Origin of the sequence: Streptomyces sp. NBC_00503, assembly GCF_036346895.1 — a bacterium.
GTDB lineage: Bacteria > Actinomycetota > Actinomycetes > Streptomycetales > Streptomycetaceae > Streptomyces.
In genome coordinates, this window is record NZ_CP107855.1 from 4,066,339 (window position 1) to 4,092,125 (window position 25,787).

Annotated in this window: 23 protein-coding genes; 10 read left to right on the forward strand and 13 right to left on the reverse strand. The window is 72.3% G+C overall.

Annotated elements, in window-relative coordinates; all coding sequences use genetic code 11:
- Window positions 1-34: 34 nt before the first annotated feature.
- From pdhA (OG490_RS19010) to OG490_RS19020, 3 genes are read left to right on the forward strand one after another with little or no spacing between them, the layout of a single operon-like run.
- A complete protein-coding gene (gene pdhA / locus OG490_RS19010; protein WP_330297485.1) occupies window positions 35-1,201 on the forward strand; it encodes a pyruvate dehydrogenase (acetyl-transferring) E1 component subunit alpha in 1,167 nt (388 codons plus the stop codon).
- Window positions 1,198-2,211 carry an alpha-ketoacid dehydrogenase subunit beta gene (locus tag OG490_RS19015; protein WP_330297486.1) on the forward strand — a complete coding sequence of 338 codons (1,014 nt, stop codon included), beginning with the start codon at window positions 1,198-1,200 and terminating at the stop codon, window positions 2,209-2,211. The genes pdhA (OG490_RS19010) and OG490_RS19015 overlap by 4 nt, the downstream gene beginning before the upstream one ends.
- Window positions 2,211-3,593 carry a dihydrolipoamide acetyltransferase family protein gene (locus tag OG490_RS19020; RefSeq protein WP_330297487.1) on the forward strand — a complete coding sequence of 461 codons (1,383 nt, stop codon included), beginning with the start codon at window positions 2,211-2,213 and terminating at the stop codon, window positions 3,591-3,593. The genes OG490_RS19015 and OG490_RS19020 overlap by 1 nt, the downstream gene beginning before the upstream one ends.
- A gap of 37 nt (window positions 3,594-3,630) precedes the next feature.
- Here OG490_RS19020 and OG490_RS19025 read toward each other — a convergent pair whose 3' ends face one another.
- From OG490_RS19025 to OG490_RS19070, 10 genes are all read right to left on the reverse strand, one after another.
- Window positions 3,631-4,608 carry an NAD(P)H-quinone oxidoreductase gene (locus tag OG490_RS19025; RefSeq protein ID WP_330297488.1) on the reverse strand — a complete coding sequence of 326 codons (978 nt, stop codon included), beginning with the start codon at window positions 4,606-4,608 and terminating at the stop codon, window positions 3,631-3,633.
- Window positions 4,609-4,662: 54 nt separating this feature from the next.
- Window positions 4,663-5,763, reverse strand: coding sequence for a potassium channel family protein (locus OG490_RS19030; RefSeq protein WP_330297489.1), 1,101 nt, complete (start codon window positions 5,761-5,763; stop codon window positions 4,663-4,665).
- Window positions 5,751-7,121: a molybdopterin molybdotransferase MoeA gene (locus OG490_RS19035; protein WP_330297490.1), complete on the reverse strand. Its 1,371-nt coding sequence runs from the start codon at window positions 7,119-7,121 to the stop codon at window positions 5,751-5,753. The genes OG490_RS19030 and OG490_RS19035 overlap by 13 nt, the downstream gene beginning before the upstream one ends.
- Window positions 7,118-8,017 (reverse strand): NTP transferase domain-containing protein, encoded by a 900-nt coding sequence (locus tag OG490_RS19040; protein ID WP_330297491.1) that lies wholly within the window; start codon window positions 8,015-8,017, stop codon window positions 7,118-7,120. The genes OG490_RS19035 and OG490_RS19040 overlap by 4 nt, the downstream gene beginning before the upstream one ends.
- 183 nt (window positions 8,018-8,200) lie before the next feature.
- Window positions 8,201-8,740: a bacterial proteasome activator family protein gene (locus OG490_RS19045; RefSeq protein WP_330297492.1), complete on the reverse strand. Its 540-nt coding sequence runs from the start codon at window positions 8,738-8,740 to the stop codon at window positions 8,201-8,203.
- Window positions 8,741-8,858: 118 nt separating this feature from the next.
- Window positions 8,859-11,705: an ABC transporter permease gene (locus OG490_RS19050; RefSeq protein ID WP_330297493.1), complete on the reverse strand. Its 2,847-nt coding sequence runs from the start codon at window positions 11,703-11,705 to the stop codon at window positions 8,859-8,861.
- Complete coding sequence (locus tag OG490_RS19055; protein WP_330297494.1) at window positions 11,702-12,433, reverse strand: ABC transporter ATP-binding protein; 732 nt, start codon at window positions 12,431-12,433, stop codon at window positions 11,702-11,704. The genes OG490_RS19050 and OG490_RS19055 overlap by 4 nt, the downstream gene beginning before the upstream one ends.
- 30 nt (window positions 12,434-12,463) lie before the next feature.
- Window positions 12,464-13,180, reverse strand: a complete 717-nt coding sequence (locus OG490_RS19060; protein WP_330297495.1) for a PadR family transcriptional regulator — start codon at window positions 13,178-13,180, stop codon at window positions 12,464-12,466.
- Between the two features lie 95 nt (window positions 13,181-13,275).
- Window positions 13,276-13,854 (reverse strand): hypothetical protein, encoded by a 579-nt coding sequence (locus OG490_RS19065; RefSeq protein ID WP_330297496.1) that lies wholly within the window; start codon window positions 13,852-13,854, stop codon window positions 13,276-13,278.
- Between the two features lie 114 nt (window positions 13,855-13,968).
- On the reverse strand, window positions 13,969-15,645 hold the full coding sequence (locus OG490_RS19070; RefSeq protein WP_330297497.1) for a protein kinase domain-containing protein: 1,677 nt from the start codon (window positions 15,643-15,645) through the stop codon (window positions 13,969-13,971).
- Window positions 15,646-15,873: 228 nt separating this feature from the next.
- On the opposite strand from OG490_RS19070, the gene OG490_RS19075 reads away from it, so the two are divergent.
- On the forward strand, window positions 15,874-17,448 hold the full coding sequence (locus OG490_RS19075; RefSeq protein ID WP_330297498.1) for a protein kinase domain-containing protein: 1,575 nt from the start codon (window positions 15,874-15,876) through the stop codon (window positions 17,446-17,448).
- A gap of 115 nt (window positions 17,449-17,563) precedes the next feature.
- On the opposite strand, the gene OG490_RS19080 is transcribed toward OG490_RS19075, so the two are convergent.
- The gene (locus OG490_RS19080) at window positions 17,564-17,980 is read right to left on the reverse strand and encodes a pyridoxamine 5'-phosphate oxidase family protein (protein WP_330297499.1); all 417 of its coding nucleotides are present in this window, start codon (window positions 17,978-17,980) and stop codon (window positions 17,564-17,566) included.
- Window positions 17,981-18,167: 187 nt separating this feature from the next.
- Entirely contained in the window at window positions 18,168-18,839 is a 672-nt protein-coding gene (locus OG490_RS19085; RefSeq protein ID WP_330297500.1) for a response regulator transcription factor, read from the reverse strand.
- A 571-nt stretch (window positions 18,840-19,410) separates the two neighbouring features.
- Between OG490_RS19085 and pdhA (OG490_RS19090) the strand changes: the two genes are divergently transcribed.
- The 6 genes from pdhA (OG490_RS19090) (at window position 19,411) to OG490_RS19115 (ending at window position 25,347) form a co-directional block, all read left to right on the forward strand.
- A complete protein-coding gene (gene pdhA, locus OG490_RS19090) occupies window positions 19,411-20,622 on the forward strand; it encodes a pyruvate dehydrogenase (acetyl-transferring) E1 component subunit alpha (protein WP_330297501.1) in 1,212 nt (403 codons plus the stop codon).
- 5 nt (window positions 20,623-20,627) lie between these two features.
- Window positions 20,628-21,608 (forward strand): alpha-ketoacid dehydrogenase subunit beta, encoded by a 981-nt coding sequence (locus OG490_RS19095; RefSeq protein WP_330297502.1) that lies wholly within the window; start codon window positions 20,628-20,630, stop codon window positions 21,606-21,608.
- A 31-nt stretch (window positions 21,609-21,639) separates the two neighbouring features.
- A complete protein-coding gene (locus OG490_RS19100; RefSeq protein ID WP_330300979.1) occupies window positions 21,640-23,049 on the forward strand; it encodes a dihydrolipoamide acetyltransferase family protein in 1,410 nt (469 codons plus the stop codon).
- Window positions 23,050-23,103: 54 nt separating this feature from the next.
- Window positions 23,104-23,484, forward strand: coding sequence for a hypothetical protein (locus tag OG490_RS19105; RefSeq protein ID WP_330297503.1), 381 nt, complete (start codon window positions 23,104-23,106; stop codon window positions 23,482-23,484).
- Window positions 23,485-23,556: 72 nt separating this feature from the next.
- Entirely contained in the window at window positions 23,557-24,495 is a 939-nt protein-coding gene (locus OG490_RS19110) for a GNAT family N-acetyltransferase (protein WP_330297504.1), read from the forward strand.
- A gap of 87 nt (window positions 24,496-24,582) precedes the next feature.
- Window positions 24,583-25,347: a hypothetical protein gene (locus OG490_RS19115; protein ID WP_330297505.1), complete on the forward strand. Its 765-nt coding sequence runs from the start codon at window positions 24,583-24,585 to the stop codon at window positions 25,345-25,347.
- Between the two features lie 13 nt (window positions 25,348-25,360).
- Here OG490_RS19115 and OG490_RS19120 read toward each other — a convergent pair whose 3' ends face one another.
- Window positions 25,361-25,777, reverse strand: coding sequence for a PPOX class F420-dependent oxidoreductase (locus OG490_RS19120; protein WP_330297506.1), 417 nt, complete (start codon window positions 25,775-25,777; stop codon window positions 25,361-25,363).
- Window positions 25,778-25,787: the final 10 nt, after the last annotated feature.

The following is a 25,787-nucleotide window of genomic DNA, read 5'->3' on the forward strand; positions in this document are numbered from 1 at the left end:
TCTGCCCGCTTCCCACGAGGAGGTGTACACCGCCATGACGGTCCAAGAGCTGCCCGGTGCCGGTGCGTCCCACCGCTCCACCCAGCCGCCCGCCTGGAGGCCCCGTACGGATGCCGCCCCGCTGCTCCCGGACCCCGAGCCGTACCGGGTGCTGGGCACCCCGGCTGCCGACCGGCTCGACCCCGAGCTGATGCGCCGGTGCTACGCCGAGCTGGTGCGCGGCCGCCGCTACAACGCCCAGGCCACCGCCCTCACCCGGCAGGGCCGACTGGCCGTGTATCCGTCCACCGTCGGACAGGAAGCCTGCGAGATCGCCGCGGCCCTCGTCCTGGAGGACCAGGACTGGCTCTTCCCGAGCTACCGCGACACCCTCGCGGCCGTGGCCCGCGGCCTGGACCCCGTACAGGCGCTGACCCTCCTGCGGGGCGACTGGCACACCGGGTACGACCCGCGCGAGCACCGGATAGCCCCGCTGTCGACCCCCCTCGCCACCCAGCTGCCGCACGCGGTCGGCCTGGCGCACGCCGCCCGACTGCGCGGCGACGACGTGGTCGCCCTCGCCATGGTCGGCGACGGCGGAACCAGCGAGGGCGACTTCCACGAGGCCATGAACTTCGCCGCCGTCTGGCAGGCGCCGGTGGTCTTCCTCGTCCAGAACAACGGCTTCGCGATATCCGTCCCGCTCGCCAAGCAGACCGCCGCCCCGACCCTGGCCCACAAGGCCGTGGGGTACGGGATGCCCGGCCGCCTCGTCGACGGCAACGACATCGCCGCCATGCACGAGGTGCTGTCCGAGGCGGTCCGGCGGGCCCGGTCCGGTGGCGGACCGACCATGATCGAGGCCGTCACGTACCGGATCGAGGCCCACACCAACGCCGACGACGCGACCCGCTACCGGGGCGACGCCGAGGTCGAGGCCTGGAAGGCACATGACCCGATCGAGCTGCTGGAGCGCGAGCTGACCGCCCGCGGGCTGCTGGACGAGGCGGGCATCCAGGCCGCCAAGGACGCGGCCGAGGAGATGGCGGCGGCACTGCGGGACGGGATGAACGCGGAGCCGGTGGTCGATCCGATGGACCTCTTCGCACACGTCTACGCGGAGCAGACCGGCCGACTGCGCGAACAGGCGGCCATGCTCCGTGCCGAGCTGGACGCGGCCGAGCAGGAAGCGGCAGAGCTGGAAGAGGGAGACCCGTCATGACCACGGTGGCGGCGAAGCCGGTGACCACGAAGCCGGCGACCATGGCGCAGGCCCTGAACCGGGCGATGCGCGACGCGATGGCCGAGGACCCGACCGTCCACGTCATGGGCGAGGACGTCGGGGCGCTCGGCGGGGTCTTCCGGATCACGGACGGGCTCGCGAAGGAGTTCGGCGAGGACCGCTGTACGGACACCCCGCTCGCGGAGGCCGGCATCCTCGGCGCGGCGGTGGGCATGGCCATGTACGGGCTGCGGCCGGTCGTGGAGATGCAGTTCGACGCGTTCGCGTACCCGGCCTTCGAGCAGCTGATCTCGCACGTGGCGAAGATGCGCAACCGCACGCGCGGCGCGATGCCGCTCCCGATCACCATCCGGGTGCCGTACGGCGGCGGGATCGGCGGCGTGGAGCACCACTGCGACTCCTCCGAGGCGTACTACGTGGCCACCCCCGGGCTCACCGTCGTGACTCCGGCGACGGTCGAGGACGCGTACGGACTGCTGCGCGCCTCGATAGCCAGCGACGACCCGGTGATCTTCCTGGAGCCGAAGCGGCTGTACTGGTCCAAGGCCGACTGGTCGCCGCAGGCGCCCGCGGTGGTGCCCGGCATCGGCAAGGCCCTCGTCCGGCGCGCCGGCACGAGCGCGACGCTGATCACCTACGGGCCCTCGCTGCCGGTGTGCCTGGAGGCGGCCGAAGCGGCGCGCGAGGAGGGCTGGGACCTGGAGGTCGTGGACCTGCGCTCGCTCGTCCCCTTCGACGAGGAGACCGTCGTGGCCTCCGTACGCCGGACCGGGCGCGCGGTGGTGGTCCACGAGTCGGGCGGCTTCGGCGGACCCGGCGCGGAGATCGCCGCCCGCGTCACGGAGCGGTGCTTCCACCACTTGGAGGCGCCGGTGCTGCGCGTGACCGGATTCGACATCCCGTATCCGCCGCCGATGCTGGAGAAGTACCACCTCCCCGGCGTGGACCGGATCCTGGACACCGTGGCCCGTTTGCAGTGGGAGAACTGATGCCGCAGGTGATGGAGTTCAAACTGCCGGACCTCGGGGAAGGGCTCACCGAGGCGGAGATCGTCCGCTGGCTGGTGGCGGTCGGCGACGTCGTCGCCATCGACCAGCCGGTCGTCGAGGTCGAGACGGCCAAGGCGATGGTGGAGGTGCCGTGCCCCTACGGCGGTGTCGTCACCGCCCGGTTCGGCGAGGAGGGGACGGAACTGCCGGTCGGCGCACCGCTGATCACCGTGGCGGTGGGGACGCAGAGTGTGCCGGGCGATGCCGTGGCCCCCGAGGGGTCCCCGGACTCCGCGACCGCGCCCCGGCCCTTGATCGGTTACGGCTCGGACCACTCGCGTCCGGCGCGTCGGAGGCGGGTGCGACCTGGCTCCGCCGCGCCGGTACCGGTCCCCGCGGCTGCGGCCGCGGCCCCGGCTGCGGTCTCCGCCCCGATCTCCGCCCCGGCCCCGGTACCCGTCCCGGCCGCGGCCGCGGCCCCGGCTGCGCTGCTGGTGGGCGGTGGGCCCGTACCGGTCATCTCACCGCTGGTCCGCAAGCTGGCACGGGACCACGGCGTGGACCTGCGCGCACTGGCGGGCTCCGGCCCCGAGGGGCTGATCCTGCGCTCCGACGTCGAGGCGGCCCTGCGCGCGCCGGAGCCGGTCGCGACAGCCGCCGCCGTCGCACCGGCCCCGTCCGGCGCGCCGGAAGGCGCCACGCGGATCCCGCTCAAGGGCGTACGCGGTGCGGTCGCGGACAAGCTGTCGCGCAGCCGGCGGGAGATCCCGGACGCCACCTGCTGGGTGGACGCGGACGCCACCGAACTGATGGCTTCGCGGGCGGCGATGAACGCCGCCGGAGGCCCCAAGATCTCGGTGCTCGCGCTGCTGGCCCGGATCTGCACGGCGGCGCTGGCGCGCTACCCGGAGCTCAACTCCACGGTGGACCTGGCGGCCAAGGAGATCGTCCGGCTCCCCGCCGTGCACCTCGGCTTCGCGGCGCAGACGGAGCGCGGCCTGATGGTCCCGGTGGTCCGGGACGCGCAGGGGCGCAGCGCCGAGTCGCTGTCGGCGGAGTTCGGCAGGCTGACGGAGCTGGCCCGCACGGGCAAGTTGGCCCCGGCGAACCTCACCGGCGGCACCTTCACGCTGAACAACTACGGGGTCTTCGGGGTGGACGGCTCGACGCCGATCATCAACCACCCGGAGGCGGCCATGCTCGGCGTCGGCCGGATCATCCCCAAGCCGTGGGTGCACCAGGGCGAGCTGGCGGTCCGCCAGGTCGTCCAACTGTCCCTGACCTTCGACCACCGGGTCTGCGACGGCGGTACGGCGGGCGGCTTCCTGCGGTACGTGGCCGACTGCGTCGAGTCCCCGGCGGTACTGCTGCGCAGCCTTTAGGTCCTGGCGGCGGTGGCGGGATCCGCCACCGCCGCGCTCAGGTGGTCAGCAGCAGCTTGCCCACGTGTGCGCTCGACTCCAGCACCCGGTGCGCCTCGGCGGCTTCCCGCATCGGGAAGGAGCCGTGGACCACCGGGTGGACGCGGCCCGTGGCGATCAGGGGCCACACGTGCTCCCGTACCGCCGCGATGATGGCCGCCTTCTCCTCCAGCGGCCGTGCCCGCAGGGAGGTCGCCGTGATCGCCGCCCGCTTCGCCAGCAGTGCGCCGAGGTTGAGCTCCGCCTTGGCGCCGCCCTGGAGCCCGATCACCGCGAGGCGGCCGTTCACGGCCAGCGCGTCCACGTTCCGGGAGAGGTACTTCGCTCCCATGATGTCCAGGATCACGTCCGCCCCGGCCCCGCCCGTGGCCGCCCGGACCTCCGCCACGAAGTCCTGCTCGCGGTAGTCGATCAGGATGTCCGCGCCCAGCTCCGCGCAGCGGGCCAGCTTCTCCTTGCCGCCCGCCGTCACCGCCACCCGAGCGCCGACCGCCTTCGCCAGCTGGATGGCCATCGTCCCGATGCCGCTCGATCCGCCGTGCACGAGCAGGGTCTCGCCGGGGCGCAGACCGGCCACCATGAACACGTTGGACCAGACCGTGGAGACCACCTCGGGCAGCGCCGCCGCCGTCACCAGGTCCAGGCCTGCCGGTACCGGCAGCAGCTGGCCCGCCGGAACGGCGACCCGCTCGGCGTACCCGCCGCCGGCGAGCAGCGCGCACACCTCGTCGCCCACCGACCAGCCGGAGACCCCGGGGCCGACGGCGGAGATCCGTCCGGAACACTCCAGGCCGGGGTGGCGCGAAGCGCCCGGCGGAGGATCGTAGAAGCCCTGCCGCTGCAGGACGTCGGCGCGGTTCACGGCGCTGGCCGCGACGTCGACGAGGACCTCGCCCTCGCCGGCCACCGGGTCGGGTACCTCGGCCCACACCAGGGCTTCGGGGCCGCCGGGCTGTTCGATGGTGATCGCATGCATGGCCCGGAGGCTACCGGGCCGTGCGCCGGTGTGCGGCCCTCCGGGGCGGGCGAGTTACTCCACGGGGCCCAGGACCACCGGTGGGGTCGCCGAGGGCCTCGCCCGGACAATGGTGATGAGACGGTCCGTCAGCTGGAGCGGGCTCGCGTGCGGGTCGTCGTACGGGAGCAGGCGGTGGCCGCGCAGGACGCTGACGACCAGGTCGTCGGTGTCCCGGACCGATTTGCCGACCTCCGACCGGTTGACCGGCCGCTCGATCAGGTCGAGACCGCTGCCCTGCTGGATCAGGTCCTCCATTACGGTGCCCGCGCTCGGGCTCAGTACCGACAGCCCGAGCAGCCGGCCCGCCGCGCTCGCGCTCGTGATGACCGCGTCGGCGCCCGACTGGCGCAGCAGCGGGGCGTTCTCCTCTTCCCGGACGGCCGCCACGATCTTCGCGCCGCGATTGAGCTGGCGCGCCGTCAGGGTGACCAGGACCGCCGTGTCGTCCCGCTGCGTGGCGATGACCACCTGACGGGCCTTCTGCAGCTCTGCGCGCAAAAGGACTTCGGAGCGCGTGGCATCGCCGACGACCCCTGTGAACCCTTCCGCGTTGGCGATGTCGATCACCTTGGCGCTGGGGTCGACGATGACGACCTGCTCCTTCTGGAGTCCGGTGGCCAGCAGGGTCTGGAGGGCCGAGCGGCCCTTCGTGCCGAAGCCGACGACGACCGTGTGGTCACGCAAGTTCTTCCTCCAGCGGCTCAGCCGCCACTCTTCCCGGGTCCGTGTGGTGAGGACCTCCAGGGTGGTTCCGACCAGGATGATCAGGAACAGGACCCGTAGCGGCGTGATGAGCAGGACGTTCACCAGCCGCGCGCTGTCGCTGTACGGGACGATGTCGCCGTAGCCGGTCGTCGACAGGGTGACGGTCGCGTAGTAGACGCAGTCGAGGAAGTCGACCTTGTCGTTGGCGTTGTCGTGATAGCCCTCGCGGTCGATCCACACGATCAGGACCGTCAGGCACATTACGAAGAGCGCCATCAGCAGCCGCCGGGTGACCTGCCGCAGCGGTTTCTCGACGACCCGCCTGGGCAGCTTGATGCGGCGCGAGACGAGTTTCTCGTCGGCGCCGCGCGCCATCGCGTCGGAGCCGTGAAGTTTCACGTGAAACATCCCCCCGAGGCCCACGGCAGGTCGAGGATCTCCACTTCCTGCCCGGAGCGCGCACCGTGCGGCGGTACGACGGCCAGCGCGTCCGCGGCGGCGACCCCGCGCAGCATCGCCGGGCCGTTGTAGCGCAGCGGTACGGCGTGCTCGTCGGTCAGCAGGACCGGCACGAGGCGGGTGTCGTGGGGGTGTCCGGGTACGTCGCCCCGCACGGGGGCGGTGTACCGGGGGCGGACGCTGCGCCCGGCCAGGGCCCGGAGCAGCGGTTCGGCGAGGGTGAGCAGCCCGGAGACGGCGGCGAGGGGGTTGCCGGGCAGGCCGACGAGGTGGCGGCCGTCGCCGCGGTCGCCGAGGCGGGCGAGCAGCATCGGATGCCCGGGGCGCACGGCGACCCCGTCGACGAGGAGTTCGGCGCCGGCCCGGGCGAGTACGGGGTGGACGTGGTCGACGGGGCCGGAGGCGGTGCCGCCGGTGGTGATGACCACGTCGGCGGCGGAGCCGGTGACGGCCTTGAGGAGGGCTTCGGCTCCGGCGGGGTCGTCGCCGAGCCTGCGGGTGGCGACGACCTCGGCGCCGAGCCGGGTCAGCCAGGGGCCGAGCATGGGGCTGAGGGCGTCGCGGATGAGGCCGTCGTGGGGGCGGCCTTCGGTGAGGAGTTCGTCCCCGAGGACGAGGATCTCCACGCGCGGCCGGGTCCGGGTGGTGAGCTCGTCGTACCCGGCGGCCGCGGCGAGGCCGAGGACGGCGGGGGTGACCAGGGATCCGCTGGGCAGCAGCAGGTCGCCGGAGCGGCATTCCTGGCCGCGGGGGCGGATGTCCTGGCCGGTGGAGACGGGCCGGTCGGAGTAGAGGAGGGTGCCGGACGCACGGGAGTGCTCGCTGCGGATGACGGCGGTGGTGTCGGCGGGGATCCGGGCGCCGGTGGCGATCCGTACGGCCTCGCCGTCCGCGAGGGGCGCGGGACGTTCGCAGCCGGCCAGTGCGTCCTGGCCGGGGCGGATGCTCCAGGGGCCGGGCCCGGCGACGGCCCAGCCGTCCATGGCCGAGGTGTCGAAGGAGGGCAGGTCGCTGAGGGCGTCGAGCGGCTCGGCGAGCACTTCGCCGAGGGCGGCGGCCAGGGGGACCCGGTGGGTGCGGCCCCGGACGCCGGAACCGGCGCGGGTGGCGGCCTCCCTTGCGCGGAGCCAGGGGGCGGCCCGGTGGCCGCCGCCGTCAGGGTTGCGGGTGACCAGGGCGAGGGCCTGGTCGAGGTCCCGGTCGGCGGCGCTACGGGCGTCGGCCGCGGCGGTGTCCCTGGCGGTGTCCCCGGCCGTGTCCCCGGCCGTGTCCCCGGCCGTGTCCCTGGCTTGGGCGTCGGCGGTCATCCGGAGCCGGTCTTTTCGGTGCCGGGGCCCTGCGAGCCGGGGCCTTCGGAGCCGGCCGTTTCGGCCGCTTCGGCGGCCCAGCGCAAGGCCAGGTCGGCGGCCTTGCGCGAGGCCTCGGCGACGGCCCGGGCGGGGTCGGCGCCGGTGGCTTCGGCGTGGGCTGCCGCGTAGCCGACGAGGAAGGTCGTCAGCGGGGCGGCGGGCCGGGCGACGCCGTGGGCGGCGTCACGGGCGAGGTCGAGCAGGGTCTTGGTGTCGACGGCGATGTCGATGCCCAGCTCGTTCTTGACGGCGGTGATCCATTGCTCCAGCACGGTTCCATGCTCTCTGATCCGGGCGCGAGCAGCGGCGAGATCGTCCCAGGTGTCGCAGTCGAAGGAGGCGAGTGGCGCTGCCGCGGTGACGGGGATGAGGTCGAGTTCGGCGGTGACGGCGCGGAGCGGCAGACCGGTCAAGGTGCCGTGCTCGGCGGCCAGCAGGGCGATTTCCCTGCGCAGGGGCTCCGCCCGGTAGGCGGCGACCAGGGGCTGGTCGCGGCCGCCGGGATCCCGGAGCATCGCTCCGTCGCCGCCGGGCGCGTCGAGCAGGGCCCGGACCGTTTCCCGGTCCAGGAACGGCAGGTCGGCGGAGAGTACGAGGACCCGCGCGGCCGTGGTGTGGCGCAGTCCGGCGTCCAGGGCGGCGACGGGTCCGCCGCCGGGGGGATCCTCCTGGGCCCAGTGGACGGGCCGGGCCGTCGGCCTGCGGCCGCCGACGACGACGGTGGTCCGGGCGTCGGCGCAGGCGTCGAGGACGCGGTCGAGGAGGGGGCGGCCGCCGACGAGGAGGCCGGGTTTGTCGGCCCCGCCGAGTCGCCGCGCGGCGCCGCCGGCCAGGACGAGGGCGTCGTAGGTCATGGTTCCGAGTATGCGGGGGTTGTGTTGCCGGCGGGTTCCGGCGCTTACCGGGTCCTTACGGACCGGAGGTGAGGTCGGGCGCTCCGCTCCATGGGCGGGCGTCGACGGGGTCGGGAAACGACTCCGGGGCCGGCCGTACCCCGAGGGGAGTGGCCGGCCCCGGAAGGGGGACAGGGCTGGGACCTAGAGGTACGGGCCCGAGCGGATGGCGCCGTGGGGGCCTTCGTCGTCGTCCTCGTGGGAGGACCCCGGCGGGAGGGCGCGGCGCATCTGTTCCAGCTGGGCCCGCGCGGCCATCTGCTGCGCGAACAGGGCCGTCTGGATGCCGTGGAACAGGCCTTCCAGCCAGCCCACCAACTGGGCCTGGGCGATCCGCAGTTCCGCCTCGGAGGGGATGGCCTCCTCGGTGAAGGGGAGGGACAGGCGCTCCAGTTCCTCCACCAGCTCGGGAGCCAGACCGTCCTCCAGCTCCTTCACGGACGCGGCATGGATGTCCTTGAGACGGACCCGGCTGGCCTCGTCCAGAGGCGCGGCACGGACCTCTTCCAGGAGTTGCTTGATCATGCTGCCGATCCGCATGACCTTGGCGGGCTGTTCGACCATCTCCGTCACCGGGACCTCGCGCGACTCGTCATCGGCGCCGCCGACCGGCATCCCGTCCTGCCCCACGATCAGGCCGGGCGGGGGGCTGTCCTGCGACCGTTCACTCCTCGGCATCTCCATGCCGTCATTCTCTCGCACACCTTCGCTTTCACACGGTGTGCCCCCGCACAGGCGTGATCCACCCTGTGCGGGGGCACCAACATCCGCCGGTCGCCGTCGCGGTGCCGTCCGGCAGCGGTCAGGCTTCGCGGCGGGCGAGCGCTCCGCTCGAACGCGTGACCAGGGCCGCCAGCAGCGCCGCGCCCACCGGGACCACGATCAGCAGCCCGCCCAGCGTGGCCCACGGCACCGCGATGGGCATGTAGGGCACGGTCTCCGCGTAGCCGTGCTCGATACTGCTGCGGACCATGTCGGCCGCGGCCCGCCGCTCGGTGAGCCGCAGGCCCACCGCCGGCAGGATCCCGGCCGCCGAGCCGAGGACCACGCCCATCAGGGCGACCACCCCGCACTGGAAACCGCTGAGCGTGCGGCGCACCCTCGGCGGGGCACCGACCGCCGCCAGGGTCTTGAGGTCGGCCTCGGCGTCCGCCTGGGCCAGCCCGGTGGCGATGCCGGCCGCGCCGATGGTGACCAGACCCGCGAAGACGGTCAGGGCGAGCATGACCAGGCTGTCGTTGCCCTGGTAGCCCTTCTCGACGCGTACCGAGGCGTCCACGCCGATCTTGTCGATGGCTCCGTCCACCCGCTGCAGCTGCTCGGAGCCGGCTCCGCCGTCGAGGGTGAAGTACGAACCGAAGGGGGCGGTGGCCAGGCCCGCGCTCTTCGCCGCCGAAGGCGGCAGCACCAGCTTCAGGCCGTAGCCCTTCACCGAATCGGGCAGCGTGTAGGCGGCGAACACCTTGTCCTCGCCCGGCGGTTCCTCACCGGGCTCCAGGCCGCCGTCGGGGGTCTCGTTGGAGGTGATCACCCGCACGGTGGCCTTGCCGTCCTTCACGTTCTGCCGGGAGAAGGAGACGGCCTTGCCCGCCTTCAGCGCGGACACCGCGCCGGGGTCGGTGACTGCCAGGACCGAGAGCAGCTTCTCGTCCGCGACGACCAGGGGGTACTGCACGCCCATGGTCTCCCGGGCGCAGCGCCAGTCGGCGCTGAGCTCCTTGCGCTGTTCCACGGTGAAGGCATCGGGGCCTTCCTTGGTCGCGTAGAGGGGGCAGCGCTGGTCCTTCGGGATGATGATCTCGGCCCGTCCGCAGCCCCGGTTGGAGGAGTACGGGGAGCAGCCGGGCTTGCCGATGGCGATCCTGTCCACGTCGGCCCGTACGCCCAGCCGGAGTTCCTTCTCCAGCACGAGGCGCACGGCGGGGACGTCCCGGTAGGCGGAGGTGTCATGGGTCTCCAGGAAGCCGGTCCCGAAGGGCAGTTGGGCGACGTACTCGGACCGTGCCTGGAGCTCGTGGCTGTGCTGGTAGGTGGCCACGGCGACGGTGCCGGCGACGGCGGCCAGTACGGCGGCCACGGCCGGTGCCGTGCGCCCCCGGTTGCGGACGGAGTCGCGCAGTGCGAGCCGGGGCGACAGCGGCAGCCACCGGCCGGCCCGCCCGAACAGGCCGACGAGGGCGGGGGTGAGGGCGACGATGCCGAGTTCGGCGAGGGCGCTGCCGCCCGCGACGACCACGGAGCCCATCCCGGAGACCGTGCCGTACAGGGCGATGGCGGCGCCGCCCGCGACGGCGATCAGGCCGAGGACGGGCAGGACCCGGTTGGACCGGCGCACGCCGCGGCGGCCGGTGAGGGAGGCGAGCACGGTCTGCCGGGAGGCGGTGACGGCCGGGACGATGGCGGCCAGCAGCCCGGTCAGGACGGCGAGCAGGCCGATGGCGAGGAGCTCCAGCGGGCGGATCTCGAAGCCGCCGAAGCGCTTGCCGATCTGCTGTTCCAGGACGGGCCGGAGCCCGAAGGTCAGGCTCAGGCCGATGGCGGTGCCGATGACGGCGGCCGCGGCTCCGATGACGAGGCCGCCGGAGAGCACGATGGCCCGGATGTGCCGCCGGTCGCCGCCGTTGGCGCCGACGAGGCCGAGCTGGCGGCGCGAGCGCCGGGCACCGACCGCGAAGGCGGGTCCGGCCAGCAGGCAGATCTCGAGCATGGCGAGGCCGACGACGGTGGACAGGATGGCGAGCTCGGTCTTGCCGAGGAGCGCGTCGCCGTTCCAGTTGTTCTTGGGTTCCTGCTGGTAGAGCGGCACGTCGGCATCGGCCGGCGGGTCGAGCAGGACGGCGCGGGACTCGACGAGGACGCCCTTGGTGTTGGCCTGCTTGACGATGTTCCACGTGAAACCATCGCCGCCGACCTTGACCAGGTAGGAGTGCCGGGTACGCAGTTCGCTGCTTCCGGAGGCTTCTCCGGCCTTCTCCAGCGGGGCGAACAGGCTGCCGGGCGGCGCGATGAGCTGCGCCTGCTTCAGCGCGTCGGGCAGCTCGTAGGCTCCCACGATCTTGTAGGAGGTCGCCGAATCGCGCGGGGTCACGGTGGAGCCGACGAAGTAACCGGACTCCTTCAGGAAGGCGTTGGTGGCCATGATCTCGCCCGCCGCCCGTGGCAGCCGGCCGCGGTCCAGCGTCCACAGGCCCTTCGTCAGCGGGCTGGCCGTGTCCACCTCCCGCATCTCGGTGAAGAGGATCCCGTACCGGGTGCGGACCTTGGCGTAGGCGGTGCTGTCGCGGGTGGACTCGGCGCCGGGCGGCAGCGGGGGCGCGGGCGGGGTCTCCCCGGTCTCCTTGACGCCACCGCTCTGGTTGAGCTTGTCGTACCCGCCGACCGGGGCGTAGTTCTGCCCGTCGGGCGACTGGTAGAGGGGAATGCCGTTCATGTGTGTGTCGCTGACCCTCGCGTCGGCCGCGCCGAGCAGCCGGTCCACGCGCTGCTCGGCGGTGAGCTGGGAGCTGCGCACGGTGAGGTCGGCGGCGCTGACGCCGACGATCGGCAGGGCGATCATGGCGAGGACGAGGGCGCTGCGGCCCTTGGAGCGCCAGGCGTCGCGGCGGGCTATCCGGATCGCCGCGATCCAGGAGTGGTACGAGGAGATCACTGGTTGGCCGCCCGCCCGGTGAGCAGGGAGTCGGCGTGGCTGCGCAGGGTCTCGTCGACGACGCTGCCGTCGCGCAGGAACACCACGCGGTCGGCCCACGCGGCGAACCGCGGCTCGTGCGTCACCAGGACCCCGGCCGCGCCGGCGTCGCAGCGGGAGCGCAGCAGGGCGAGTACGGACTCCCCGGTCTCCGAGTCCAGGGCGCCGGTCGGCTCATCGGCGAGGACGAGGCGGCGGTCGCCCACGAGGGCGCGGGCGATGGCCACGCGCTGCTGCTGGCCGCCGGACATCTCGTCGGGGAACCGGTCCGCGAGGTGGGACAGGCCCATCTCCTCCAGGGCGGCCAGCGCGGAGACGCGGGCCTTGCGGGCGGAGACCCCGTCGAGCTCGCGCGGCAGCGCGACGTTCTCGGCCGCGGTGAGGGCCGGGATCAGGTTGTAGTCCTGGAAGACGTACCCGATGCTGCGGCGGCGCAGCGCGGCCAGCTGCTTGCGGCCGACGGTGGTGATGTCGGTGCCTTCGACGATCACCCGGCCGCTGCTGGGGGTGTCGAGGCCCCCGGCGAGGGTGAGCAGCGTGGACTTGCCGGACCCGGAGGGTCCCATGACGGCGACGAGTTCGCCGGGGTGCACGGAGAGGTTGATTCCGCGCAGGGCGTGCACCTCGGTGGCGCCGCTGCCGTGCGTGCGGACGAGCTGGTCCAGCTGCAGTACGGGCTGGTCGGACATGAAGGGTCCCCCCTGGAACATGAGCGGTGGTCAGCCCCGCCGCGTGCGGGCGGTACGGGGCATCCGGTCGGTGGTCGGGATGGTCGGGCCGGCCGTGCCGGCGGTCCCGGCGGTGGTCTCCCCGGGCGGCTCCGCGACGGCCGTCCGCGGATCGGCGGTCCGCGGATCGGCCGTCGGCCGGTCGGCCTGCGCGAGCTCCCCGCTCGCCCAGAGCCGTACGAGCCTGGTCTCGCAGTGGTCGAGCCAGCGGGCCTCGGCCTCGGTCTGGAAGATCAGCTGTTCCAGTACCAGCAGCCAGGCGATGTCGTCGCGTTCGCCGGTCCGCCCGCTCTCGATGGCGGTCAGGGCCTGGGCCTTGAGCCGGGTGTAGTCCTGCATGGCCTGGACGGTGGCGTGCCGCTGGGACTGGATGACGGCGCGGATGTCCACGTGGGGCGCGCCGACGGCCATGGCGAGCTTGATGGCGAGCTCGTCGCGGGGCGGGTTGGCCCGGTCCACGGGGCGTTCGTACCACTCGCGCAGTTCGGCGCGTCCGGTGTCGGTGATGGCGTAGAGGGTGTGCCCGGCGGTGTCCTCGCCGCCGGGTGCGACGAGGCCGTCGCGCTCCAGGCGGGCGAGCGTGGTGTACACCTGCCCGACGTTGAGGGGCCAGGTGGAACCGGTGCGGGACTCGAATTCGGTGCGCAGCTGGGAGCCGTACCGAGGGCCCCGTTCCAGCAGGGCGAGAAGGCCGTGGCGGATCGACATACTCAGTATGTATACCGAGTATGTCGATCACCGCAACCACCCTGAGGGCTACGTCGCAAGGCGGAGGGCGGGGATCCGTGGGTCTCGAGGGGGAGTCAGCGCCCCCGGCGCAGCCGCATTCCCATGAAGCCGAAACCCAGTCCCATCAGGGCGAATCCGGTTCCGAGGGGCAGTATGTGCGCGGCCAGATCGGCGGCCCGCTCGTTCGGCTCGGTCCCGAGCGCGCTGACCGGGGCCGGGGTGGAAGAAACCTCGGGGGCCGTGCGGACGGGCTCGGTGCGCGGGCGGGCCGGGACGGGCCGCGCGGCCAGCACGGTCTCGGGATTGGCGGGCTCGGTGACCGGCAGCCCCGGCCGCTCCCGCCCGGACCCGGCGGCGCTTCCGGCGAGCTCCTCGAAGGCCTGGTCCGGCACCTCGGCCACGCCGACGGCGCTCGCGGACGACGCGACGACGGGCACCGCGGACGACGCGACGACGGGCACGGCGGACGACGGCGGCGTGCTCGGTGAGGCGAGCGGCGCGGCGAGCAAAGCGGGCGCGCCCACGCCCGCGGGCTTCCGGGCGTGGGAGGTCGCGGCGGGCGGGGGCCCGGCATTCGCGTCCGCCGTGACCAGCAGCGCGGCGGACGCCAGCGCTGCCCCGGCGGTCCAGCGCAGCGCGCGGGCGTATGTCACGCACTCAGATTTACATAAACGGACAAAAGGGGCATCCCGTACGGGCCGTACGGGATGCCGCGTCGGCGGCCGCCACCTCCGCCGCGGCGGAGCCGGCGGCCGCGGCCGGGCGTCCTACTCCGGGTTGCCCGTGGACACGTACAGCGTGAAGGTGGTGTCCTTCGGGTCGATCTTGGCTCCGCCGGCCGGCGACTGCTCGACGACCGTCCCCTCGCCGTAGACCGCCTCGTCGCGGGGCTTCTCCTCGTACTTCCAGCCCGCGGCCCGGATGCAGGCCTTCACCGAGACGGCGTTGATGTACCGGAAGTCCGGGGCCTGCACCTTGGTCGCGTCGTTGAAGTCCTTCTGGGGCTCCTTGCACTTCTTCTCGTCGATCACGCGCGACGTGTCGGGCCCCTTGTGCCCGGCCTTCGCCGAGCCGGAGGCGGAGGCCGAGGAGGAGGGCCCGGCCGGCGGGTCGGCCTTGTCGTCCTTGCCGGTCGGGAGCAGTCCGTAGACCAGTCCGCCCACGGCCAGCAGCGCCACCGCGATGGCGCCCCACATCACCGGGAGGTTCTTCTTGTTCGCCGGGCTGCCGCCGACGGAGGTCTGCGCGCTCTGGGACGCGGCCGGGTACGGCGCCGGGGTCGGCGCCCCGAACGCCTGCTGGGCCGGTGCCGGGGTCTGGTACTGCTGCGGGGCGTGCTGCTGCGGGTACCCGTACGCGCCCGCGGCCGGTGCCGGGGTCGGAGCGTAGGGGGACGGCGTCTGCGGGACCTGGTACGGCTGCTGCACCGACTGCGGCGGCGCCTGGAGACCGGAGTCCACCGGCGGGAACACGGCCGAGCCGAGCCCGGCGCCGCTGTTGGTCGGGTGCGAGCCGGGAACGATGGCCGGGGCCCCGGTGTGCCCGGCGCCCGCCACCCGCGCGACCTCGTCGAGCATGGCCGCGGCGGTGGGGAAGCGCTCGTTCGGGTTCTTCTTCAAGGCCCGCGCCACCAGCGCGTCCATCGCCGGGGTGACCGAGCGGTTGATGGAGGAGGGCGCGACCGGCTCCTCCTGCACGTGCGCGTACGCCATGCCCAGCGCCGAGTCCGCGACGAAGGGGACCCGCCCGGTCAGCAGCTCGAAGAGCATGATGCCGACCGAGTAGAGGTCGGAGCGGGCGTCCACGGCCCGGCCGAGCGCCTGCTCGGGGGAGAGGTACTGCGGGGTGCCGACGACCATGCCGGTCTGCGTCATCGAGGTGACCCCCGACTGCATGGCCCGCGCGATGCCGAAGTCCATCACCTTGACCACGCCGCGGCGCGTCATCATGACGTTGCCCGGCTTGATGTCGCGGTGGACCAGGCCCATCTCGTGGCTGCTCTCCAGAGCCGCCAGCACGTCGGCCGTCACCTTCAGCGCCTTGTCGGCCGGCATGGCCCCGTACTGCCTGACGTCCGCGTCGAGGACCGAGCCGAGCGGCTGCCCCTCCACGTACTCCATGACGATGTACGGCATCACGCCGCCGTCGGCCGCGGAGGGGTCCGCGAAGGAGACGACGCCCTCGCCGGTGTCGAATACCGAGACGATGTTGGTGTGCGACAGTTTGGCTACAGCCTGGGCCTCGCGGCGGAAGCGCTCGCGGAAGGACGCCTCCCGACCGAGCTCGCTGTGCAGGGTCTTGATGGCGACCTGCCGGTCGAGCGCGGAGTCGTAGGCGAGGTAGACGGACGCCATGCCGCCCTCACCGAGCAAATCCCGTAGCTGGTAACGGCCACCGGCCAAAGAGCCGCCCGCGTACTGGCCCTGAGTGCCGTCCTGGCTCATGACTGTTGCTTCCCCTCGGGATGTGTCCCTACGCCTCTGGCTGAGCGCATGTCGGCCTCAGTCTGCCGGAGGGCAAGCACACGTCAAGCCAGGTTCCCGTTCCGTGACCACAAGGCCACCCGGTGTCCTGTCCGAACGGTGACCGGTTCCGAGGCTGTAGCGTTCATCGGAGCAGACGATGAGGACCTACCGCTGAGCGGCGGCCGAGACAGACGACGGCGAGGACTGATGGCACCCGAACCCGAGGGAAGCGGCGCCGGGATGGCCGACGGTCCTGAGCACTGGGGCGCGGGCGGGCTGGTGGGAGACGGCCGTTACCGGCTGACCCACCGTCTGGGACGCGGCGGCATGGCCGAGGTCTTCGCCGCCGAGGACGTCCGGCTCGGCCGGACCGTGGCCGTCAAACTGCTGCGCCCCGACCTCGCCGAGGACCCGGTGTCCAAGGCCCGGTTCACGCGCGAGGCGCAGTCGGTCGCGGGCCTCAACCACCATGCCGTCGTCGCCGTGTACGACTCGGGCGAGGACCGGGTCGGCCCGAGCGTCGTCCCCTACATCGTCATGGAACTGGTCGAGGGCCGCACCATCCGCGAGCTGCTGATCAGCGCCGAGGCCCCGGGCCCCGAGCAGGCGCTCATCATCACCTCCGGCGTGCTCGAAGCGCTCGCGTACTCGCACCAGCACGGCATCGTGCACCGTGACATCAAGCCCGCCAACGTGATCATCACGGACGCCGGCGCGGTCAAGGTGATGGACTTCGGCATCGCGCGCGCCCTGCACGGCGCGCAGTCGACGATGACCCAGACCGGCATGGTCATGGGCACGCCGCAGTACCTGTCGCCCGAACAGGCCCTGGGCAAGGCCGTGGACCACCGCTCCGACCTGTACGCGACGGGCTGCCTGCTCTACGAACTCCTCGCGCTGCGGCCCCCCTTCACCGGGGAGACCCCGCTGTCGGTGGTCTACCAGCACGTGCAGGACGCGCCGATCCCGCCGTCCCAGCTGCCCGAGGGCCACCACATCCCGCACGAGCTCGACGGGCTCGTCATGCGTTCCCTCGCCAAGGACCCGGACGACCGGTTCCAGAGCGCCGAGGAGATGCGCGGGCTGGTCCAGTACTCCCTGCAGATGCTGCACGACCAGGGGCCGAACACCGGCACCTGGAACACCGGCCCGGTCACCATGTCGCTGCCGCACGGCCGCGGCCCCTCGCAGACCACCGCGATGCCGATGCCGGGCAGCGGCGGTCAGCCCCGGTACAACTCGCACTCCTCGACCTCGCAGTTCCAGCAGCCGATGGTGCCCCCGCTCAACCCGGACGACGGCTCGGCCTTCCCGGGCGGCGGCGGCCAGGGCGGTCCGGGCGGGCACGGCGGCTACGACGGGTACGACGGCTACGACGACCGGTCCGGCAGCGGCCGCTGGAAGCTGTGGCTGTTCGCCGTCCTCGCCGTGGTCGCGGTCGCGGCGGGCGTGGCGTACGCGATGAACGGCGTCGGCAACAAGGACAAGGGCGAGACCCCGACCACGCCGCTCACGTCGAGCAGCTCCAGCAGTTCGCCGGGCACCACGCCGTCCCAGGAGATCACCCCCTCCAGGCCGTCGCAGGAGAGCTCGCGCTCGTACGACAACACGCCGACGCCGAGCCGCAGCAAGTTCACGCCGTCGCCCACCCCGACGCCGACTCCGACGCCCACCCCGACGCCGACTCCGACGCCCTCGCCTTCCAGGACGCCGTCGAAGCCGCCGATCCCCACGCCGTCGAAGTCGACGCCGGAGCCCCCGAACCCGGAACCGGAGCAGTAATCCGGACCGGTCACCCTGAGCAACGCGAACGGCCCGGCGGCCGGTTGGATCCAACCGGCCGCCGGGCCGTTCGCCGTCGGGACCAAAGTCCCCGACCGAACTCCCCGCGGGTCTCTCAGAGTGCGTGCTGGTACTGCCGGTCCAGATTGCCCGCGAGGGTGTGGACCGTGACGAGCTGGGGTTCGATGCGCATGTAGACCGGGTCGAAGACGGCCCCGTCGACGAAGTGCGGACCCGGACCGAAGAGTTCCAGTTCGGCGTTGGTGGGTTCGACGATGTTCGCCGTGCCGGTGAACTGCACCGACCAGAGCTGGGGGTCCGGGGAGTTGAAATTGTCGGCGCCGTAGGAGACCACGCTGCCGTTGCAGGCTTGGTGGTATCCGAATCCGGCGTGCATTCTCAGGACGACCTTGCCGTTCACCACGATGTGGCGGGCGAGGGCGAGGAAGGGCAGCGCGCGCATGCTGGTGGCGACTCGGCCGTACGGCACCCGGCGCAGCAGTTCGATGGCGTGGAGTTCCTCTGGGGACATGTCACCCACTTTCCGGTACCGACACCGTGCCGGAAAAGAGGAGCCCGCCCCGCACATCGAGGACGTTGGTCCCGAATTAAACAGAACGCCCCGTGGAATCGTGCATCCACGGGGCGTTACGTTCAGTCACCGGAAAGGGCCCGGAATGGGCCCGGAAAGGGCCGGCGGAAGCCGAGGGGTTACGGGCCTACCTGCGCTGCTCGGCCTGCAGGCGGGCCACGTACGCGGCGGCCTGGGAGCGGCGCTCCATGCCCAGCTTGGAGAGCAGGCTGGAGACGTAGTTCTTGATCGTCTTCTCGGCCAGGTGCAGCCGCTCGCCGATCACGCGGTTGGTCAGGCCCTCGCCGATCAGGTCGAGGATCTTGCGCTCCTGCTCGGTGAGGTTGGAGAGCCGGTCGTCGCCCTTGCCGTTCTTGCCGTCGCGCAGCCGCTCCAGCACCCGGGCCGTGGCGACGGGGTCCAGCAGGGACTTGCCGGCCGCGACGTCCCGTACCGCGTTGAGCAGTTCGTTGCCGCGGATCGCCTTCAGGACGTAGCCCGAGGCACCGGCCATGATCGCGTCGAACAGTGCTTCGTCATCGGCGAACGAGGTGAGCATCAGGCACTTGATGTCCTCGTTCTGCGAGCGCACCTCGCGGCAGACCTCCACGCCGCTCCCGTCGGGGAGCCGGACGTCGAGCACGGCCACGTCGGGGCGGGTGGCGGGAATGCGGACCAGCGCGTCGGCGGCCGTACCGGCCTCACCGACGATGTCGATGTCGTCCTCCATCGACAGCAGCTCGTGAACACCTCGACGCACGACTTCGTGGTCGTCCAGAAGGAAAACCTTGATCTTGGCCTGACCGTCTTGTGCGCTCATCGACTACCCGTCCGAGTGGTTGTGCGCCCCCGGGCACGTGCCGACGGGCGACTCAGCAGAAAAGAGCCGGTTACGGCAATGGGATGGCCCCTTATCCGGCTCCATCCTAGCCTCGAACTGACCCAAGAGGCGCTTTTGAGGGCGGACCGGGTGCAATCGGAGCAAGCTGGCGCGTTGTGGATGTCGCAGCAGGTCCCGGGGTGGGTACAGGGGCGTGCGAGGGGCCTGCGAGGGGTCTCTGTTACCGCCGGAAGCCCCAGGATTCAAGCCCTTCCATGAAGATGAAGGCCGGGATAACGTGCCGTTGTTCCGGCCTCCTGCAAGGCTGTGACCAGTGGTTGTTCCCGCTTCCGCCGATTTACTTGGAAATCCAAGCAAAATCGCAGGTCAAACGGGGTTTCGCAGTTATGCGACGCACTGGGTAACGTGCATTGCGCAGGGCACTCGCCGGGGCACCTGTCACGCCTGAATCCCAGACCCGAAGCGCACCCACCCCGTGCGCGGGCAGGGATGCAGGTGAGCCGCACTGGTCCCCGGAGAACCCGGGTGCCGGACCGACGGAGGAGCAATCGTGACCGTGGAGAGCACTGCCGCGCGCAAGCCGCGCCGCAGCAGCGGCACCAAGCGGCAGGCAGGCGCGGCAAGCGCCGCCAAGGCCGCCGCCGCCACCGCGCAGACGCATGATGACGCCGCACCCCAGCTCGTACAGCTGCTGACGCCGGAAGGGGAACGGGTCGAGGTCGCGGATCATCCCGACATCGCGGAATTCGCCCCCTTCGTCGCCGACATCACCACCGAAGACCTGCGCGGCCTCTACCGCGACATGGTCATGACCCGCCGCTTCGACGGCGAGGCCACGGCGCTCCAGCGCCAGGGCGAGCTGGGCCTGTGGGCCTCGCTGCTCGGCCAGGAAGCCGCGCAGATCGGCTCCGGCCGGGCGCTGCGGGACGACGACTACGTCTTCCCGACCTACCGCGAGCACGGCGTGGCCTGGTGCCGCGGGGTCGACCCGACCAACCTGCTCGGCATGTTCCGCGGTGTGAACCACGGTGGCTGGGACCCGACCACCAACAACTTCCACCTGTACACGATCGTCATCGGCTCCCAGACGCTGCACGCGACCGGGTACGCGATGGGCGTGGCCAAGGACGGCGCCGACTCGGCGGTCGTCGCCTACTTCGGCGACGGCGCGTCCAGCCAGGGCGACGTGGCGGAGGCCTTCACCTTCGCCGCCGTCTACAACTCCCCCGTGGTGTTCTTCTGCCAGAACAACCAGTGGGCGATCTCCGAGCCGACCGAGCGCCAGATGCGCGTGCCGCTCTACCAGCGCGCCAAGGGCTTCGGCTTCCCGGGCGTCCGCGTGGACGGCAACGACGTCCTGGCCTGCCTCGCGGTGACCCGCTGGGCGCTGGAGCGGGCCCGCCGCGGCGAGGGCCCGACGCTGGTCGAGGCCTTCACGTACCGCATGGGCGCGCACACCACCTCGGACGACCCGACGAAGTACCGGCGCGACGAGGAGACGGCGGCCTGGGAGGCCAAGGACCCGATCCTGCGCCTCAAGGCCCACCTGCTGGCGACCGGAGCCGCCGACGAGGCGTACTTCGAGGAGCTGGAGGCCGAGAGCGAGACCCTGGGCAAGCGGGTGCGCGAGGTCGTTCGCTCGATGCCCGACCCGGACACCATGGCGATCTTCGAGAATGTCTACGCGGACGGGCACGCGCTCGTCGACGAGGAGCGCGCGCAGTTCGCCGCCTACCTCGCGTCCTTCGAAGGCGGGGAGTGAGAGTCATGGCCGTACAGAAGCTGACCATTGCCAAGGCGCTCAACGACTCGCTGCGCAAGGCCCTGGAGACGGACCCGAAGGTCCTGATCATGGGTGAGGACGTCGGCAAGCTCGGCGGCGTCTTCCGGATCACCGACGGACTGCAGAAGGACTTCGGCGAGGAGCGGGTCATCGACACCCCGCTCGCCGAGTCGGGCATCGTCGGCACCGCGATCGGACTGGCCCTGCGCGGGTACCGGCCGGTCGTGGAGATCCAGTTCGACGGTTTCGTGTTCCCCGCCTACGACCAGATCGTCACGCAGCTCGCGAAGATGCACGCGCGCTCGCTCGGCAAGATCAAGATGCCGGTCGTCATCCGCATTCCCTACGCGGGCGGCATCGGCGCGGTCGAGCACCACTCGGAGTCCCCGGAGACGCTGTTCGCGCACGTCGCGGGCCTCAAGGTGGTTTCGCCGTCCAACGCGAGCGACGCCTACTGGATGCTCCAGCAGGCCATCCTCAGCGACGACCCGGTGATCTTCTTCGAGCCGAAGCGCCGCTACTGGGACAAGGGCGAGGTCGACTTCGAGGCGATCCCCGACTCCCTGCACGGCTCCCGGGTGGCCCGCGCGGGCACCGACCTGACCCTGGCGGCCTACGGGCCGATGGTGAAGGTCTGCCTGGAGGCGGCGGCCGCGGCGGCCGAGGAGGGCAAGTCGGTGGAGGTCGTGGACCTGCGCTCGATGTCCCCGATCGACTTCGACGGTCTGCAGGCCTCGGTGGAGCGCACCCGTCGGCTGGTCGTCGTGCACGAGGCCCCGGTGTTCCTCGGTGTGGGTTCGGAGATCGCCGCTCGCATCACGGAGCGGTGCTTCTACCACCTGGAGGCGCCCGTGCTGCGCGTGGGCGGCTACCACGCCCCGTATCCGCCGGCCCGCCTGGAGGACGAGTACCTGCCGGGCCTGGACAGGGTGCTCGACGCAGTCGACCGCTCGCTGGCGTACTGAGGAGAGCCCTGTGACGATCCGCGAATTCAAGATGCCCGATGTGGGCGAGGGCCTCACCGAGGCCGAGATCCTCAAGTGGTTTGTCCAGCCCGGTGACACCGTCACCGACGGCCAGGTCGTCTGCGAGGTCGAAACCGCCAAGGCCGCCGTCGAGCTGCCGATCCCCTTCGACGGGGTCGTGCACGCGCTCCTCTTCGAGGAGGGCGTGACGGTCGACGTGGGCCAGGTCATCATCTCGGTGCAGACCGCCGAGGCGGACGAGGCCCCGGCCGCTCCCGCCGCCGCGGCCCCGGTGGTCGCCGAGGCGACTCCCGAGGCCCCGCCGGCCCGCCAGGCCGTCCTGGTCGGCTACGGGGTCTCCACGGCCTCTACGAAGCGTCGCCCGCGCAAGGCGGCGCCGGAGCCGGCCGTGGCCGCGCAGAACGGCACAGGCGTGGCCCAGGCGGCTCCCGCCCGGCCGGCGACCGTGGTGGTCCCCGTGGTCCCCGCGCAGAACGGCTCGGCGGCCTCCGGAGCCAAGGCACTGGCGAAGCCGCCGGTGCGCAAGCTGGCCAAGGACCTCGGCATCGACCTGGCGGCCGTGATCCCGACCGGCGACGGCGGGATCGTGACCCGCGAGGACGTCCACGCGGCCGCAGCGGCGGCCATCGCTCCGCAGGCGGTGGCTCCGGCCCCGGTGGCTCCGGTCGAGGTGCTCGCCCCGGCGTCGGCCCCCGTTCAGGCCCCGGCCGAGGGACTGGCGCGGGAGACCCGTATCCCGGTCAAGGGCGTCCGCAAGGTCACCGCCCAGGCGATGGTGGGGTCGGCGTTCACCGCTCCGCACGTCACCGAGTTCATCACCTTCGACGTGACCCGCACGATGAAGCTGGTCCAGGAGCTCAAGGAGGACCCGGACCTCGCGGGGCTCCGGATCAACCCGCTGCTCCTGATCGCCAAGGCCGTCCTGGTGGCCATCCGCCGCAACCCGGACGTCAACGCGTCCTGGGACGAGGCGGCCCAGGAGATCGTGCTCAAGCACTACGTCAACCTGGGCATCGCCGCGGCCACCCCGCGCGGCCTGATCGTCCCGAACATCAAGGACGCGCACGCCAAGACGCTGCCCGAGCTGTCCGGGGCGCTGTCCTCGCTGGTCGCCACGGCCCGTGAGGGCAAGACCTCCCCGGCGGACATGCAGAACGGCACGATCACCATCACCAACGTCGGCGTCTTCGGCGTCGACACGGGCACGCCCATCCTGAACCCGGGCGAGTCCGCGATCCTGGCGGTCGGAGCGATCAAGCTCCAGCCGTGGGTGCACAAGGGCAAGGTCAAGGCCCGTCAGGTCACCACCCTGGCGCTGTCCTTCGACCACCGCCTGATCGACGGCGAACTCGGCTCCCGCTTCCTCGCGGACATCGCCGCCGTACTCGAACACCCCCGCCGCCTGATCACCTGGTCCTAGCGGCCCGCTCCGGCCTCCGGTTGACCCCGGAGGCCGGTTCCCCAGGGAATCCACATGCCAGTTCCCCAAGACCAGCCCGCGAAGCAGCCGGCAGGGCAGTCCGTCGATCTGCCCGTCGGTCCGCCCGTGAGCGAACCCCTGACGTGGACCCAGGACGGCGAAACGTTCACTCTCGTCATCGAGCCCCTGGACACCCGCCCCTTCACCCGCGCCGACAACGCCGTCGTCTACCGCTCCGACGGCTCGCGGCGCTGCCGCGTGCGCCCGCCGCGCGAGCTGATGAGCAACCCGGCCGCCGTGCTCGGCTTCTTCCACTCCTTCCCCGGACCCGACGGCCGCCCCGTGCTGGTCCTGGCCACCCGCTCCTCGGGCGATTTCCAGGGCACCCTCGACCTCGAAACCGGAACCCTTCGTTCCCTCGTCACCTGGCGCTGACCTGCGGAGATCCTGTGGAAACCCCGAGGAAATCCCTTGGGAGAGGGGCGCCGACGGTGTGATCATCGGTCAATGGAATTCCGCTCCGCCACAGCAGACCCCGCCCGCCTGGACCGCGCCCTCGCCTACCCGGCCGACGGCCCCGTCCCCGCCTTCACCGCCGAGAGGGTCCGCGAAGAGCTCGCCTCGAACCAGATGCGTTCCGAGTGGATCTGGACCGCCGAGGACGAGGACGGCGAGATCCTGGCCCGCGCCCTGTGGTGGGGCCGCGCCGACAGCGAGCGCCCGAACGCCCTCGACTGCCTCCAGGTACGGGCCTCCGTGGCCGACCCGGCCTCCGTCGCCGCCGGGCTGCTCGCCGCCGGGCACGCCGCTTTCGGGAAGGCCCCCGACTACAACATCTCGCTGCCGCGCGACTGGCGCACCGCCCCCGGCGGCCTCGCCGAGGCGGTCGCGTGGCGGCAGGAGGCCGCGTACAAGGCCGGTCTGACCCGCGAGATCGAGCGCCTGCGCTTCGAGTGGACCCCGGCCGCAGGGACGTCCGAGCCCACCGGGCGGCTGGTCTTCCGCGAGGGCACCGACGAGGAGTTCCTCGAGGCCTTCACCCGCATCGCGGCCGGCAGCCTGGACCTGCACACGCAGAACGAGCTGCGCACGATCGACGCGGAGGAACTGGCCCGCGACGACATCGAGTTCTACACCGACTGCCCCGGTGAGCGCTCCTGGTGGCGCCTCGCGCACCTCCCGGACGGCACCCTCGCCGGCCTGGCGATCCCCTCCGCGACCCCGTACCACCGCAACGTCGGCTACCTGGGCGTCGTACCGGAGCAGCGCGGCCGCGGCCTGATCGACGAGGTCCTCGCCGAGATCACCCGTTTCCACGCCTCCGAGGGCGCCGAGCGCATCACCGCCACCACCGACACCGTGAACGCGCCGATGGCCGCCGCCTTCACCCGCGCCGGCTACGAAGTCACCGAGATCCGCCTGGTGTTCGAGCCCTCCTCGCAGTGACCTGGGCGAACCGCGTGACCCGGGCGACCCGCGTGACCTGACCGCCCGTGCCCGGTAGCCTCCCCGCCTGGAGAAGGGTGGGGCCGGGTGTCCATCGCCGAATTGCAGGTGTACGCCGTCGAGGCGGCCGACGTCACGGGCGGCGTGTGCGTGGTGCGCTGCGTGGGCGGCGTCGCGCGGGCCGGGCAGGTCTACGCGGTCGGGGACGAGCGGACCGGACTGCGCAGGATCGAGCGGTACGGGCGCGCGGTGGACTCCTTCGACGCGGGACACGTGGCGAAGGTGCACCTCTCGGGACCCGTGGTCGCGCTGCTCGCCCGCGGGCAGGTGCTGACGTACGTACCGCCCGGCGGGCACGCGCTGGCGGAGGTCGAGGCCTGGCTGGCGACCGGGCCGCCGCTGTCCGACGAGCCCCATCCGCGGACCCTGCGGAGCCTGGCCGTCGGGGGGATGCAGGACGCCGAGCTGCCGGATGGGATGAGGCTGCGCTGGGGGCGGCTCGCGGTGGCGGCGGCGTACCGCTGCGCGGTGGCGGAAGGCGCGTCCGACCTGGTGCGGGGGATCGAGCTGGCCTTCGTACGGGGCTACCTGATCGGGGAGTTCGGGCCCGGCCCGGGCGGGGACCCGGCGGCCCTGTGCCGGGAGGTGCTCGCGCTGATCGACCTCACCCCGGCCGAGGCGGCCGCGCAGGCCCGCTGCTGGCGCGACCTGCCCCGGGCCCGGATCCTGCACCTGCGCCAGATCAAGAACCTGCTGCGGTGGACGGACGACGCCCGGCCGCATCTCGCGGACGGCGGCCCCTTGGCGGAGGAGCTCGATGCCTGGTCGCAGGTCCGTACCCGGCTGCCGTAGGGACCGCTCCGGCCTAGCCCTTCTGAGCGGCGTTGCCGAGGACCTTGGTCGGGGTGACGCGGACGACGACCCGTACCCTCTCGGCGGGCGCGGTCCCGTACTCCTTGGCGGCCTCCGGGCCGACGTACTCCTCGGCGATGCGCAGGGCGACCGCGCGGCCGATGTCCTCGGTGACGGTGGCGGTGCCGCGGATCTCGGCGTAGAGGAAGGGGTTGGCGAGGTCGAAGACGGTCAGGCCGACCCGGGCGTCCCGGAGCATGTTCCGCTCCTTGCGGCGGCCCCGCTCGGTGGAGATCAGCAGATCGCCGCCTTCCCGGGTCACCCACACCACGGAACTCTGCGGGCTGCCATCGGGGTTGATGGTCGACAGCACCACCGGGTGCGGTGCGTCGAGCAGCTGCTTCACGGTTTCATTCAGTTCAACAGTCATGCAGCTCAGG

Coding starts and splice junctions, on each gene's coding strand:
- OG490_RS19015 (WP_330297486.1), top strand. CDS start 1,198: ATGACCACGGTGGCGGCGAAGCCGGTGACCACGAAGCCGGCGACCATG.
- OG490_RS19020 (WP_330297487.1), top strand. CDS start 2,211: ATGCCGCAGGTGATGGAGTTCAAACTGCCGGACCTCGGGGAAGGGCTC.
- OG490_RS19080 (WP_330297499.1), bottom strand. CDS start 17,980: ATGTCCCCAGAGGAACTCCACGCCATCGAACTGCTGCGCCGGGTGCCG.
- OG490_RS19035 (WP_330297490.1), bottom strand. CDS start 7,121: ATGACCGCCGACGCCCAAGCCAGGGACACGGCCGGGGACACGGCCGGG.
- OG490_RS19025 (WP_330297488.1), bottom strand. CDS start 4,608: ATGCATGCGATCACCATCGAACAGCCCGGCGGCCCCGAAGCCCTGGTG.
- OG490_RS19070 (WP_330297497.1), bottom strand. CDS start 15,645: ATGAGCCAGGACGGCACTCAGGGCCAGTACGCGGGCGGCTCTTTGGCC.
- OG490_RS19030 (WP_330297489.1), bottom strand. CDS start 5,763: ATGTTTCACGTGAAACTTCACGGCTCCGACGCGATGGCGCGCGGCGCC.
- pdhA (WP_330297485.1), top strand. CDS start 35: ATGACGGTCCAAGAGCTGCCCGGTGCCGGTGCGTCCCACCGCTCCACC.
- OG490_RS19045 (WP_330297492.1), bottom strand. CDS start 8,740: ATGGAGATGCCGAGGAGTGAACGGTCGCAGGACAGCCCCCCGCCCGGC.
- OG490_RS19100 (WP_330300979.1), top strand. CDS start 21,640: ATGCCCGATGTGGGCGAGGGCCTCACCGAGGCCGAGATCCTCAAGTGG.
- OG490_RS19105 (WP_330297503.1), top strand. CDS start 23,104: ATGCCAGTTCCCCAAGACCAGCCCGCGAAGCAGCCGGCAGGGCAGTCC.
- OG490_RS19040 (WP_330297491.1), bottom strand. CDS start 8,017: ATGACCTACGACGCCCTCGTCCTGGCCGGCGGCGCCGCGCGGCGACTC.
- OG490_RS19120 (WP_330297506.1), bottom strand. CDS start 25,777: ATGACTGTTGAACTGAATGAAACCGTGAAGCAGCTGCTCGACGCACCG.
- OG490_RS19055 (WP_330297494.1), bottom strand. CDS start 12,433: ATGTCCGACCAGCCCGTACTGCAGCTGGACCAGCTCGTCCGCACGCAC.
- OG490_RS19085 (WP_330297500.1), bottom strand. CDS start 18,839: ATGAGCGCACAAGACGGTCAGGCCAAGATCAAGGTTTTCCTTCTGGAC.
- OG490_RS19075 (WP_330297498.1), top strand. CDS start 15,874: ATGGCACCCGAACCCGAGGGAAGCGGCGCCGGGATGGCCGACGGTCCT.
- OG490_RS19110 (WP_330297504.1), top strand. CDS start 23,557: ATGGAATTCCGCTCCGCCACAGCAGACCCCGCCCGCCTGGACCGCGCC.
- OG490_RS19060 (WP_330297495.1), bottom strand. CDS start 13,180: ATGTCGATCCGCCACGGCCTTCTCGCCCTGCTGGAACGGGGCCCTCGG.
- OG490_RS19095 (WP_330297502.1), top strand. CDS start 20,628: ATGGCCGTACAGAAGCTGACCATTGCCAAGGCGCTCAACGACTCGCTG.